Genomic DNA, 12,763 nt, shown 5'->3' with positions numbered 1-12,763 from the left:
TTCGAGAGGATCGACACTTGCAGCATACCCCGCCTGCCGCCCCCGCAGTGCGCGAAACACTTGAGCGACTGCTTGCCAGCGAAACGTTTGGAAGGTCCGAGCGCGCGCGCGAGTTGCTCCGTTACCTTGTCGAGCGCGAACAGGCCGGCGAAGCTGACAGGCTCAAGGGCTTCTCGATCGCGATGGATGTCTTCGGCAAGGACGGCGACTTCGATTCGTCGACCGATGCGGTGGTGCGCGTGCAGGCGGGCCGGTTGCGCGAGCTTCTGCAGCAGTATTTCGCCAGTGAGGGGATCGACGAGCCGGTCCGCATCGCCATCCCGCGCGGCGGCTATGTTCCAGCCTATGAGCTCAACGCCATCCGCTTGCCCGAGCCGGTAGAAGCGGTCGCCTCCCCGGCGGCTATTGCCACCCTGCCTGGACAGCCCGCCGACGCACACGTCAGTGCCGATGCAGCCGCTTTGCCGGTTCCGCCGGCAGCCGCGCCGGCGGTCTCGGTGCTCAGGCAGCTCCAATTCTTCTGGGCGGCGATCGCCCTCGTCATCGTCATGCTGGCGGTGCTTATCCTGCGGCAAGGCAGCGGCAACCTGCTGGCGGGTGGTGACGCGCCATCAACGATCGAGACCGCGGGAGCGACCAGCAGCATCTCGACGGCGCCGGTGGAAACTCTTCCTCTTGTCTACATCGCCATGAGGACCAGCAGCGCCGAGGCCGGCCGTGTCGCTGCCTCGCTGCGCGCCGGGCTGACCGGCTTCGACACCGTCAACTTCATCAGCCGTGACGCCGACAGGGTGCCCGATCCTGTCGCGGACGCCGCCAGCTTCGTCTTCGACATCATGCCGGGCCCGGACACGGGCGACCTCACCCTCGAGCTTCAGAGCGTTGCCACCGGTCGTGTCCTGATGTCACGCAGCCTGACTGCCGCCGACAGCGCCCCTTCCGCTGTCCAAGACAGCGTCGCCGCCATCCTGAGCTCAGCCGCCCCCGCCTCCGGCACCATCTATAATTATATCGAACAGAGCGACCTGCAGACCGACCTGACGCAATGCCTGATCCTGAACGACAAATATTACCTCGACCAGAACGACAAGACCCACGAGGCTGCCTATCGCTGTCTCGAAAGTCTCGCCAGCCGTGGTGCGAAGTCGTCGCTCGTCTATTCGGAGCTTGCCTCGCTACATCTCGAGGCGGTTAGCGACCATTACGCCTATCCGCCCGATGCGTCGATCGACAAGGCGCTCACGTTTGCTCATCGTGGTGTGCAGATGGGGCCGACCAGCCCCTATGCGCATCGCGCCTACGGCTACATCAATTCGCGTGTCGGCAACGCGGAACAAGCCATCAGTTGGATGCGCAAGGCCTATGAACTCAACCCATATGACCTCGCAATGGCCGCCGCCTATGGCTACGGGCTGATATTTGCTGGCAAATATGCCGAGGGAACGCCGATCATGGCCCACGCGGTGGACACGTCCAGCGGGCACCCGACATGGTGGGATTTCGGGCTCTTCGTCGGTGAATTCATGCTTGGCGACATGAAGAAGGCCGCCGCCGCCAGCACCGCGCTCAGAACCACGGCAGCGAAATCACATTATCTTGCCGCTCGGCTGATCAGCGCCAGAAGCCTTGGGCGCGACGCACTGGCGGCAAGGCTTCTGGACGAATTGACAGCCAAATTTCCGAAATTCGCGGCCGATCCGCGCGCGACATTCGTCGAGAGGCGATATCCCGCCGATCTGACCGACCGACTGGTCGAGGCCTTGCGTGCCGCCGGGCTCGGCGGCGCGAGCTGATATACGCCAACACTATCCTTTTTGGTTGGCCGACCAGTCGCGAAAATTTTACTGGCCATCTTGTTGGACATGGAGCAATCCAGCCACAATTGGCGTCCTGCTGTGTTAAAACCCATCTGATTTCATGATCTCATCACTTTATGCTGCGGAACAGGGCGTTGGCCCGAGGGTCATCGTGTTGCTGCACGGATTCGGCGGCGGCCATGATGTCTGGCGCGACGTGACCGCGCCTTTGCTGAACGGCGCGCGGACGCTGGCCTATGACCTGCCCGGCCATGGACTCTCGCTGGATTTTCCGGGCGCCGGCCCGGCCAAGGTGGCGGCCAATGCCATTCTTGCCGACCTGGCGGCGCGCGGTATAAAGCGGGCCCATATCGTCGGTCACTCGATGGGCGGAGCCGTTGCCGCGCTGATGGCGGCCGCGGAGCCGGCACGCGTGGCGTCGCTGACGCTTCTGGCTCCGGGCGGCTTTGGTCACGAGATCAACGCGGCATTGTTGCGCCGCTTCGCCGCCGCCGTGGACAAGGACGAGATCCGGGCCTGCCTAGCCGCCATGTCGGGTCCGCACCAGGTGCCCGCGGAACACACAGTGGATGTCCTGTTTGAAATGCGCGGGCGTCCCGGCCAGGCGGCAAGACTCGTCGAGATCGCCGCCGCCATGACCCGTGACGACCGGCAAGGCGTCATCCCGCGCCAATGGCTCGAGGCCTTGAACATGCCGGTGATGGTGGCCTGGGGCACCGATGACACCGTGTTGCCCGTCACCCAGGCCGATGACCTGCCGTCGCAATTTCACCTCCACCATGTGCTGGAGGCCGGCCACATGCTGGTCGAGGAAGCGCCCGACCTCGTCGCCGAAATCATTCGCCGCAACATGAACCGCCGCGGCCGGTCTCGTCGTCCAAACCTCGCCGCCGCGGCGGGCTGATCGCCCCCAGTTCCCACCCACTCTCGTCAGTGCAATTTGCCGGCGGCTGTGTTAACCGGGTGTTAACCAAACCGCGAGGCACACGCCGATGAAGGACGCAGGCGAAAAAATCACCCCCATCGATCCGTCGCGAAAACTGTCCGATGCCATTCGTGACGTGAAGAACGCTTTTGCCGACCGCGACGACGTCGTCGTCGATATGCGCGAGGCGCATCGCATGCGCCTCGAACTGCTTGCCGCTGAATTGGCGCCCGTCTTTGCCGATGTGCCCGCCGACATGGACAATTTCGACTTCGCCCTGTCGTCCGGCCTGCAGCCGCGCCTGTGGATCGACGCCGTCAGCCATGTCGCCATGGGCCGCGACCGCCGCACCTATCGCTTCCTCAAGGACACGAGGATCGGCCGCGTGGTGCTTGCCGAATCGACCGAGATGAAGCCGGTCGCCGACCAGGTGACGCGTTACGTCGCCGAGCGCGTCGTCGAGCGCCAGAAGATGATGGAAGGCGGCGCCGAGCCGGCTATCGTAGGTATAAGACGCACCGCGGTTCCGGAAGCCGAACCGCCGCTACGGTCGACCACGCGCGGCAAGGTCTGGTCCGCCTTCCTGTCCGGCCTTGGCCTGATCGCCGCCGGCGCCCTGGTCGGACTGGCCGCGTCGGTCGTGTTCTTCTGGGACCGTATCCTGGCGATGAAGATCAGCTTCTGACCAGCTGAGGCGCCGTCTCGACGCCAAGTTCCAGCGTCTGCAGGTCGCTGGGCGGTATGGACGGCCCGGTGAGGCCGCGCCGCGTCAGCCGTATTCGCCACCTGCCCTTTTCGCCTTCGATATCCAGCAGATTGTACTGCGCCGCCGGATGCTTGCCGCCCGGCGCCTGCCCCCCGGCGGCAACACCCACCACCGGAATTTTCAAGCCGCGCCCGCCGATGAACGACAGCGACGGCAAATGCGAGTGGCCGTGCAGGACAAGCTCCACCCCATGCCGGCGAACCACTTTGTGAAAGCGGGAAATGCCGAACAGCCGCTTGTGCTGCGAAACCGCGCCGCGCACCGGCGGATGGTGGATCATGATCACCCGGAACAGGCCTTGCTCCTTGGCTTGGTCGAGCATCGCGCCCAGCCGTTCCGCCTGGCCTTCCATGAAGAAACCGTTGGCCATGAACGGTGCCGTGGCGCGCGCCGTCGAGACACCGATCAGCGCGACATCGCCGCGCACCCGCAGATAGGGAAAGGCATTGCGGTCGATCGGCCCATCGACGCCATCGCCGGTCATCCACGCCGCCCAGGACCGGCAGATCTTGTCGAAGGCGCCAGGCACATAGGCATCGTGATTGCCGGGCACCACCGACACGTCATGCGGCGAACCCAGCGCCTCCAGCCAATGCCTTGCCATTTCGATCTCGCCGTCGAGCGCCAGATTGACCAGGTCGCCGGTAACAGCGAGATGATCAGGCCCGCTCGCCTTCATGTCAGCGACGATCGCGTCGATGACGGCGTCATGCATGTGGCGGCGGCGGTTGCGCTGCCAGTTGACATAGCCGAGCACGCGCTTGGAGGCGAGATCGCGATAGGATACATCGGGAAGCGGCCCAAGATGGACATCGGAAATATGCGCGAGCCTGAACATTCTTCCTTCATAGGCGACGCGCGTGCACCTTTCCACCCACGGTTTCGATACTGATGGCGACCGATCCCGAGACCGCTTTTCGCCAAACCGGCTGGCCGGGATTCAGGGGACGATTGTTCCACCTCTATTTCGTGCTGAGGCGCCCCATGACGCTTGGCGTGCGCGGCCTGATCCATGACGCTTCAGCCAATTCCGTCTTCCTCATCCGCCACACCTATGTGCCCGGCTGGCAGCTTCCGGGCGGCGGTGTCGAAGTCGGCGAGACGATGGCCGAGGCGCTGGCGCGTGAACTCGCTGAAGAAGGCAACGTCGCGCTGACCGCCCCGCCGATGCTGAAATCCATGCACTTCAACCGCCGCGCCAGCCGCCGCGATCATGTCGGCTTCTACCTGATCGAGAGCTTCACCCAGACGACGCCAAAGCTGCCCGACCATGAGATCGCCGAGGCCGGCTTCTTCCCGCTCGACGGCCTGCCCGAGGGCACGACGCCTGCGACATTGCGGCGGATCGCAGAGGTTTTCGGAGGGGAAGCGCCCTCGCCCTACTGGTAGGTCACGCCGCCTTCCCGAACCGCGCCCGGTCATGCGGCCCGCCATAGTCGAGTTCCGGGCCGACCGGCACGATCCGCGTCGGATTGATAGTCTCGTGGCTGCCGTAATAATGCGCCTTGATGTGATGCAGGTTCACCGTTCCGGCGACACCGGGGACCTGATAGAGGTCGCGCAGATAATTCGACAGGTTCGGATAATCGGCGATGCGGCGCAGGTTGCACTTGAAATGGCCGACATAGACCGGGTCGAAGCGCACCAGCGTGGTGAACAGCCGCCAGTCGGCCTCGGTGATGCGGTCGCCAACGAGGTAGCGCTGCTTCGAAAGGCGGTCCTCCAGCATGTCGAGCACTGAGAACAGGTCGCCGAAGGCTTCCTCATAGGCGGATTGCGTGGTGGCGAAACCGGCGCGGTAGACGCCATTGTTGACCGCCGGATAGACCAGCGTGTTGATCGCGTCGATCTCGCCACGCAGGTTCTCGGGATAGAAATCCAGGCCGGCATCGCCCCATTCGTCGAAAGCTGAGTTCAGCATCCGGATGATTTCGGAGGATTCGTTGGAGACGATGGTCTGCTCTTTTTTGTCCCATAGAACCGGAACGGTCACCCGGCCCGAATAGGCGGGGTCGGCCCTGGTGTAGATCTGATGCAGGAAATCGAGCCCGTAAAGCGTGTCGCCGGTCGCGCCGTCCTCGGCCAGGAATGTCCAGCCGTCAGCACCCATGAAATGATGAACCACCGAAACGGATATGATGTCCTCGAGCCCCTTCAGCGCGCGAAAGATCAGCGTCCGGTGCGCCCAGGGGCATGCAAGCGAGACATAGAGGTGATAGCGGCCGGGTTCGGCCTTGAAGCCGCGGCCGCGGCCTTCGGCGGGCGTGCCGTCGCGGGTGATCCAGTCACGCCATTGCGACTGCGAGCGCACGAACTTGCCGCCGCTCTCTCCGGTATCGTACCAGCGGTCCTGCCATTTGCCTTCGACCAGCAATCCCATGAAACATCCCTTTCGCGTTCGCACCCCATGTAGGATGTGCAGCGGCGATGCGGAAACCCACAGCGCTGAACAGATCGTCAATCCATAGGGCCAGCGAAAGGGTCGATTGCGGTGGCCGAGAATTGATGCTAGCGGAAAATCCGCATGTTCGACTTTGCTTTGATCCGGTTTGACCGACGACGAAAGGGCGCCCGCGCTTGATGAAGCGCTGACTGGCGAATGCTGCCGTTTGCAGCGAACCTTCCTCGCATACCGGAACGCAAAGACCATGAGCCTTGCCGACGTGAAATACCTGCCGGAAACCCCGGCGCATGACCTCCAGATCGAAGCCATCAATGACGAAGCCTTCGGGCCCGGCCGCTTCGTGCTGGCCGCCTACAAGATCCGCGAAGCCGGTGGCCATGAGCGGTCGATGTCCTTTGTCGCGGTCGACGGTGATATCGTCGTCGCCTCGGTGCGGATGACCCGCATCGCGGCCGGCGCCGGTCGCGCCTTGATGCTTGGGCCGCTTGCCGTTCGGCCAGCCTACAAGAACCTCGGCATCGGTCGCCGTCTGGTGGCGATCGCGCTGGAAGCCGCTGCCAAGGCCGGCGTGCCCGCGGTGATGCTCGTCGGTGATGAGCCTTACTACGGCCCGCTCGGCTTCAAGCGGATCCCGCGCGGACAGATTTCCATGCCACGCCCGGTCGATCTCGACCGGCTGCTGTCGCATGAGATCTTGCCCGGCGCGGTTGCCAGGCTCACCGGCGAAGTCTGCCATGCCGATCAGGCGCGGGTTGGCGCGCACATGGCCGCGATTGCCTGACCATCCGGGTGCTGTTATGCCGCCCTGGCAACACAGCCTGTTTGCCATCCGGTGGAGGAGATTGACATGAACCCGAGCGGCCACATTGCGATCGTCACCGGCGGCGGGTCGGGGCTTGGCGAAGCGACGGCGCGTGCTCTTGCCGCCAAGGGCGCCAAGGTCGCCATCTTCGACGTCGGCATCGAGCGGGCGGCAAAGGTGGCCGCCGATATCGGCGGCATTGCCGTCCAATGCGACGTCAGCAGCGCCGACAGTGGCGCGGCAGCGGTCGTGGAGGTAGCGGGCAAGCTTGGCGAACCGCGCATCCTCGTCAATTGCGCCGGCATCGCCATCGGCGTGAAGACGGTTGGCAAGGACGGCCCGCATCCCCTCGACCAGTACCGCAAGGTGATCGAGGTCAATCTCATCGGCACCTTCAACATGATCCGCCTCGTCGCCGACCGAGCCGCAAAACTGGAGCCGCTGCAAGGCGGTGAGCGCGGCGTCATCGTCAACACCGCGTCGGTCGCCGCCTACGACGGCCAGATCGGCCAGGCCGCCTATTCAGCATCCAAGGGCGGCGTCGTCGGCATGACGCTGCCGGTGGCGCGCGACCTCGCCCGCTCCGGTATCCGCGTCTGCACCATCGCGCCCGGCATCTTCAAGACGCCGATGATGGCCGGCATGCCGCAGGACGTGCAGGATTCGCTCGGCGCCGCCGTGCCCTTCCCGTCCCGCCTGGGCGAGCCTTCCGAATATGCGGCGCTGGCGCTGCATATCATCGAGAACCAGATGCTGAACGGCGAGACCATCCGCCTCGACGGCGCCATCCGGATGGCGCCGAAATAAAAGCTTGCCCTTGCCAAACCCGGTGCTATCGCCTGATAAGTGGATGAAGAAAATCAACTTAGCGAGACGAGGACCTTGGAAGATCGCAAGAAGGACGTAATTCGCGAAACCGATGCCGAGGCGATCCGGCTGGCGAAGACGTTGCTGCGCAGCGCCCGTTTCGGCGCGCTGGCCGTGATCGAGCCGGGCACCGGCGCACCGCTGGCCAGCCGGGTGGGCGTGGCCACTGACATTGACGGCGTGCCACTGATCCTGGTGTCGATGCTGTCGGCCCATACCGGCGCGATCCTTGCCGACCCGCGCTGCTCTCTGCTTGTCGGCGAACCCGGCAAAGGTGACGCTCTGGCGCATCCGCGCCTGACACTGGTCTGCCGGGCGGTTAGGCTTGAGCGCGGATCGAGCGAGCACGCCAACGCCGAGCGGCGCTATCTCAACCGCAATCCCAAGGCAAAACTCTATGCCGGGCTTGGCGACTTCTCGATCTTTCGCCTCGAGCCGGAGCGGGCCAGTCTGAACGGCGGGTTCGGCAAGGCCTATCTGCTCGAGCGCGCCGATCTGGTCACCACCGGACCGATCGTCGAGGAGCTTGCCGCGAGCGAACAATCGGCGCTCGACCACATGAACGCCGACCATCTCGACGCGATCGCTGTTTATGCACAGCATTTTGCCAAGGCGGCGGGCAACGGATGGACCCTCACCGGTTTTGATGCCGACGGCATGGACCTGGTATCCGGCGACGAGACCTGCCGGGTTTTCTTCCCCAGTCCACTGGAGGCGGCGAACAAATTACGGCATGTTCTGGTCGACATGGCCAGGATCGGCCGTGAGGCAGATTATTCACAGTCTGGCAGTTAATCGCGTCGGATCGAAAGCAAGCCTTGAGATTTGAGCGAAATGATCTACCTTTTATATCGACACTGAATCGCCAGCGCGATTTGACGAGTGAATCTATGGAACCAGACGCTATCGCCCCCATAGCGTCCGGTCAGCAGAAAGACATGGGGGATCGATGGTCTCGACAAAGCTAATCGCCAACGCCGAATCAGCGGCCGCCTTTCTCATGCTGATGGGCAATGAGAAGCGACTGTTGATCATGAGCTATCTCGCCGACGGCGAAATGTCGGTCGGCGCGATCGCCGAGAAAGTGATGCTCAGCCAATCCGCTTTGTCGCAGCATCTCGCCAAGTTGCGGGCGCTTGATCTCGTCGACACTCGCCGCGACCGGCAGATGATCTACTATTCCTGCAAGTCCGAGGCCGTGCATGAGCTTCTCGCCATGCTGGACGGCATTTTCGGCGAAGGTAAGGAGCCCGAGGCGGCGTATAGTCTTCGCCGCGCCAGGGCTTGACCAGGAAGCATCTTCACCGCTTACCTGCTGTGATTTTCAGAGCGAGGCCTCCTGCCGGAGGCCTCGCTCTGAAGCTTTGAAGCCATGCATCGTGCTTGCCGAGAGGTCGATTCCGATCTTCGGACCGATGCGCCGCCGAGGAACGCATGGTCCCCATTGGTATCGACGACCCGGATGACCCGCGCGTCGCCGCCTATCTCGACATCCGCGAGCGCGACCTCGTCGGGCGGCAGGGCCGCTTCATTGCCGAAGGCAAGGTGGTTTTGGACATGCTGCTTTCGGGCCTGAGGTTCTCGGCCGAATCGGTGCTGGTCCTGGAAAACCGCCTGGCCGGCCTTGCCGACACGCTGCGCAAGGCGCCCGCCGGCCTGCCGGTCTTTGTCGTGGCCGCTGAGGTCATGGACAGGATTGCCGGGTTCCACATGCATCGCGGGATACTGGCTATCGGCCTCAAGGGCACCGACCTGCCAGCAGAGGCCCTCTTGGATACCTTGCCGGCCCGCGCTCTGGTCGTCGTGGCCATCGGCATCGCCAATCATGACAATATGGGCTCGATCTTCCGCAACGCCGCGGCGTTTGGCGCCGATGCCGTGCTTATGGATGACACCTGCTGCGATCCCCTCTACCGCAAGGCGATCCGCGTTTCCGTCGGTGCTGCGCTGAAAGTCCCCTTTGCGTCCTTCACCGGCACCGCCGGTTTCACGGCAACGCTTGTTCGCCACGGCTTCGAACAATTCGCGCTCTCACCGCGCGGACAGACCGACATTCGGCAAGCAAAGGGAGCGGAACGCCTGGCCCTTTATCTCGGCACCGAGGGTGAGGGTCTGCCGGAGAACCTGCTAGCCCGACTGCATACAGTGCGGATTACCATGTCGGCAGGCTTCGACAGCCTGAACGTCGCCGCGGCGTCGGCCATCGCGCTGCATCATTTTTCGCAGCGGGGACGCTGACCCTCAGCTCGACGATTCTGCCTTCTGCAGTGCCCGTACACGGTCGGCAAGACTGCGTTCGCCGCTGGAAGGGCGCACGTCCTGCGGGGTTGCCAGCGCCTTGGCGATCGGCGAATCCGGCCCCTCGAGCTTCGCCGTCAGATTGACGACTTCCGCCGCCAGTTCGCTCATCTGTTCGCGCAATGCCGCGCTGGCATGGCTGGCGTCGTTGCCATTCGCGGCTTTCGTCGCCTCGAAGGCGGAAAGATCCGTCTTCAGCCGCTTGTTCTCGCGAGCCAGCGTCGTCAACCTGGCTTCCAGCCGCTCACGCTCGCTGTCGAGCCTGGCGATCGCCTTTTCGATTTCGTCGCCCTTGGCGCCTTTATCGACAGGATTGCCTTGCGCCTCGACCAGCCGCAAGGCTGGTGCATTGTCCGCGCCCTCGCCCTTCGCCTTCTCACGCAGCCGCATCAGCTCCTTTTCGCGGCGCTCGAGCTTGTCCTCGCGATCGGCAAGCGTGGCGAGCAGCCGCTCGATCTTCTTGTCCAACTCGCCGGTTCTCTTCTTTTCCGCCTTCAAGGCATCTCGCGCCGCCTTGCTCTCGGCAGCGATCTCCTGGCTGCGCCGGTCCGCCTCCTTGCGCTGGGCGCGCAACGCCGCGATGTCGTCGGCCAGCTTCTGCAATTCGGATTCGCGCGCCACCAGTTCGATCTGGCGGCTGCTGGAGGAGAAACTGGCGTCGTCATACATGCTCTCCAGCTTCTCGAGTTCCAAAGCCCGCTTCTCCAGCTTGCGCTCTGTCTCCGTCATCCTGTCCGACAAGCGCTGCAATTGCTCCTCGCGGTGCCGCAGCGCCTCGTTCTTGGCCTCCAGTTCGGAAAGCGCCTCGTTCTTGTCCTTGCGCTCGACCGCGAGGCCTTTCAGCGCTTCCCGTGCGCGGCCGATCTCGACGAGTTGTTCGGCGGACTTCGCGCGCAAGGACTTCACATCGATTTCAAGCCGGCGCGTTATCATGGCGTACTCGGCGCGGATGCGGTCCTTGTCGGCCTGGATTTCGGGAAGCGTCAGCGGCATGGAACCCTCGACGCGCCTGCGCGTCAGCGCAACCGCGCGGCGCCAGATTGCCGGCGCCACCAGCAGCGCCAGGAAGCCGGCAACGAGAAAGCCAAGGGCGAAGAACAGGATCGACTGAACCAAAGCGACAACCCGTATGGACGGCAACCAACAGCCAGAGCAGAACTGTGCCACGTTCGCATGACGGAAATCCAGCGCCGCGGCAAGAGTCTGCCGCGGCAATTGGTCGGATTCACGGCCTCAAGGATGGGATCCCGATGCCAAACCACACGCGGCTCAGAACGGATTCCAGGTCGCCCGCTCGGTCAGCTTGAGATAGCCGAGATTGATGCCCAGCCTGGCGCCGACGCCGGTACGGATCGGAATCAGCAGCACATTGTTGTTCTTCAGCACATTGAAGCCGACACCGGCCACGACATAGGCGGAACCGGCCACGCCGCCATAGCGGTTGTAGAGGTTGCCGACATCGTCGAGATTGTAGACCAGCATCATGACCCGGGAGCCCTCGCCACCGAAATCCCAGCCGAGCGACGGTCCCTGCCAGAATACTTTGTGATCGCCGGCATTCTTGGTGTAGAGCGTGCCTTCGCCATAGGTCAGGCCGCCGATCAGCGCACCCGAACCTTCCTCGCCCAGCAGATAGCCGTTGGGCAAGCCGTAGGAAGCGAAAATCTTCTCGACGACGGTCGCCAGACCGCCTGATGTCGCGCCGAAGAATTTGTGACCGGAATCTACGATCTCCTGAGCAGTGTATTCCTGGGCCCGCAGGGCCGAGGTCGAAAAGACGAGAACACCCATGAGCGCAATCGTCATTGAGATGACACGGAAAAAAGTCCGGCCGTTATATCGGGAAAACATGCTTCCAATCTCCGTCATGGAGCACTTTCGCCGACGCCTCGCACCCGCACGGCTCTTTGGCGGCCGTTAAGGATGACTGTTACGGGCAAACTATGCCGTAATTCTTTTTCAACCATTAAGCTCTCACATGAACGTGGCGGTTCGAAGGCTGGTTTCGCACCGCTCAGGCAGTCGTACCCTGCGTGAACGCACCATTTTTCGATAACGACAATTTTGGTTTTGTTGCTGCTCGCACGGGCACTGTGTATTCAGGGTCCCGGGGAGAAAAGCGTGATTCGTGTCGGCAGGCGAGACAATCGATCGCTCGGCCATGAATTGTGAAGTTTTGCAGGGATTTTCGCCGATGTCCGATCTGTTCACCCTTTCCGCACCCGACCTCGCAGCGCTTTTGTGCAGCCGGGTCTGCCACGACATCATTTCGCCGGTTGGCGCCATAAACAACGGGCTTGAGTTGCTCGACGAAGGCGGCGCCGACGAAGACGCCATGAAGCTCATTCGCCAGAGCGCCAGAAACGCTTCGGCCCGCCTGCAGTTCGCCCGTATCGCCTTCGGCGCCGCAGGCTCCGCCGGCATGCTGATCGACACCGGCGACGCCGAGGCCGTGGCAATCGCCTTCCTCAAGAACGAGAAGCCCGAACTGATCTGGAACGGCACCCGAGCGCTGCTGCCCAAGAACAAGGTCAAGCTGCTGCTCAACCTCCTCCTCGTCGCCAATGCCGCCATTCCGCGTGGCGGCAAACTGACGGTCACGCTCGAGAATCTCGAAACCGAACCACGCTTCGCGCTTGCCGCCAGCGGCCCGATGCTGCGCGTGCCGCCAAAGTTCCTGGAACTGCATTCCGGCAATAAGCCCGAGGAACCGATCGACGCCCATTCCGTGCAGCCCTACTACACGCTGCTTCTGGCGCGCGAAGCCAACATGACGATATCGATCCACGCCACGGCGGAAGAAATCGCCTTTACCGCAGCCTGAGATTTTCAATCAAAGGCGCTGTCCTGAAGGTCGCAAAACGGCTTTCAGGATCGCATTTTA

Annotated in this window: 14 protein-coding genes; 10 read left to right on the top strand and 4 right to left on the bottom strand. The window is 63.2% G+C overall.

Annotated features, from left to right (window positions below; translation table 11 throughout):
- The first annotated feature begins 17 nt into the window (after positions 1 to 17).
- The 3 genes from ABVQ20_RS26700 to ABVQ20_RS26690 all read left to right on the top strand — a co-directional run bounded on the left by ABVQ20_RS26700 (position 18) and on the right by ABVQ20_RS26690 (position 3,427).
- A complete protein-coding gene (locus ABVQ20_RS26700) occupies positions 18 to 1,793 on the top strand; it encodes a tetratricopeptide repeat protein (protein WP_354462650.1) in 1,776 nt (591 codons plus the stop codon).
- Between the two features lie 124 nt (positions 1,794 to 1,917).
- Complete coding sequence (locus ABVQ20_RS26695; RefSeq protein ID WP_354462649.1) at positions 1,918 to 2,721, top strand: alpha/beta fold hydrolase; 804 nt, start codon at positions 1,918 to 1,920, stop codon at positions 2,719 to 2,721.
- Positions 2,722 to 2,809: 88 nt separating this feature from the next.
- On the top strand, positions 2,810 to 3,427 hold the full coding sequence (locus ABVQ20_RS26690; protein ID WP_354462648.1) for a hypothetical protein: 618 nt from the start codon (positions 2,810 to 2,812) through the stop codon (positions 3,425 to 3,427).
- On the opposite strand, the gene ABVQ20_RS26685 is transcribed toward ABVQ20_RS26690, so the two are convergent.
- Positions 3,417 to 4,346 (bottom strand): metallophosphoesterase family protein, encoded by a 930-nt coding sequence (locus ABVQ20_RS26685; protein WP_354462647.1) that lies wholly within the window; start codon positions 4,344 to 4,346, stop codon positions 3,417 to 3,419. The genes ABVQ20_RS26690 and ABVQ20_RS26685 overlap by 11 nt on opposite strands.
- A 53-nt stretch (positions 4,347 to 4,399) precedes the next feature.
- On the opposite strand from ABVQ20_RS26685, the gene ABVQ20_RS26680 reads away from it, so the two are divergent.
- Complete coding sequence (locus tag ABVQ20_RS26680; protein ID WP_354462646.1) at positions 4,400 to 4,897, top strand: NUDIX domain-containing protein; 498 nt, start codon at positions 4,400 to 4,402, stop codon at positions 4,895 to 4,897.
- A 1-nt stretch (position 4,898) separates the two neighbouring features.
- Here ABVQ20_RS26680 and ABVQ20_RS26675 read toward each other — a convergent pair whose 3' ends face one another.
- The gene (locus tag ABVQ20_RS26675; protein ID WP_354462645.1) at positions 4,899 to 5,888 is read right to left on the bottom strand and encodes a glutathione S-transferase family protein; all 990 of its coding nucleotides are present in this window, start codon (positions 5,886 to 5,888) and stop codon (positions 4,899 to 4,901) included.
- Between the two features lie 268 nt (positions 5,889 to 6,156).
- Between ABVQ20_RS26675 and ABVQ20_RS26670 the strand changes: the two genes are divergently transcribed.
- The 5 genes from ABVQ20_RS26670 (at position 6,157) to ABVQ20_RS26650 (ending at position 9,819) form a co-directional block, all read left to right on the top strand.
- Positions 6,157 to 6,693, top strand: a complete 537-nt coding sequence (locus tag ABVQ20_RS26670; RefSeq protein ID WP_354462644.1) for a GNAT family N-acetyltransferase — start codon at positions 6,157 to 6,159, stop codon at positions 6,691 to 6,693.
- Positions 6,694 to 6,759: 66 nt separating this feature from the next.
- Positions 6,760 to 7,521, top strand: coding sequence for a 3-hydroxyacyl-CoA dehydrogenase (locus ABVQ20_RS26665; RefSeq protein ID WP_354462643.1), 762 nt, complete (start codon positions 6,760 to 6,762; stop codon positions 7,519 to 7,521).
- Between the two features lie 75 nt (positions 7,522 to 7,596).
- Complete coding sequence (locus ABVQ20_RS26660; RefSeq protein ID WP_354462642.1) at positions 7,597 to 8,376, top strand: HugZ family pyridoxamine 5'-phosphate oxidase; 780 nt, start codon at positions 7,597 to 7,599, stop codon at positions 8,374 to 8,376.
- 154 nt (positions 8,377 to 8,530) lie between these two features.
- Complete coding sequence (locus ABVQ20_RS26655) at positions 8,531 to 8,869, top strand: ArsR/SmtB family transcription factor (RefSeq protein WP_354462641.1); 339 nt, start codon at positions 8,531 to 8,533, stop codon at positions 8,867 to 8,869.
- Positions 8,870 to 9,015: 146 nt separating this feature from the next.
- Positions 9,016 to 9,819 (top strand): TrmH family RNA methyltransferase, encoded by an 804-nt coding sequence (locus ABVQ20_RS26650; protein WP_354462640.1) that lies wholly within the window; start codon positions 9,016 to 9,018, stop codon positions 9,817 to 9,819.
- 3 nt (positions 9,820 to 9,822) lie between these two features.
- Here ABVQ20_RS26650 and ABVQ20_RS26645 read toward each other — a convergent pair whose 3' ends face one another.
- Both ABVQ20_RS26645 and ABVQ20_RS26640 read right to left on the bottom strand, forming a co-directional pair.
- Positions 9,823 to 10,995, bottom strand: coding sequence for a coiled-coil domain-containing protein (locus ABVQ20_RS26645; protein ID WP_354462639.1), 1,173 nt, complete (start codon positions 10,993 to 10,995; stop codon positions 9,823 to 9,825).
- A gap of 153 nt (positions 10,996 to 11,148) precedes the next feature.
- Positions 11,149 to 11,730, bottom strand: coding sequence for a DUF1134 domain-containing protein (locus ABVQ20_RS26640; RefSeq protein WP_435528432.1), 582 nt, complete (start codon positions 11,728 to 11,730; stop codon positions 11,149 to 11,151).
- A gap of 343 nt (positions 11,731 to 12,073) precedes the next feature.
- Here ABVQ20_RS26640 and chpT point away from each other — a divergent pair, with 343 nt between their 5' ends.
- Positions 12,074 to 12,703, top strand: coding sequence for a histidine phosphotransferase ChpT (gene chpT, locus ABVQ20_RS26635; protein WP_354462637.1), 630 nt, complete (start codon positions 12,074 to 12,076; stop codon positions 12,701 to 12,703).
- Positions 12,704 to 12,763: the final 60 nt, after the last annotated feature.

The organism is Mesorhizobium shangrilense, assembly GCF_040537815.1.
In the GTDB taxonomy this organism is placed as follows: domain Bacteria; phylum Pseudomonadota; class Alphaproteobacteria; order Rhizobiales; family Rhizobiaceae; genus Mesorhizobium; species Mesorhizobium shangrilense.
The sequence above is the reverse complement of the archived record's forward strand: the minus strand, read 5'-3'. Positions and strand labels throughout refer to the sequence as shown.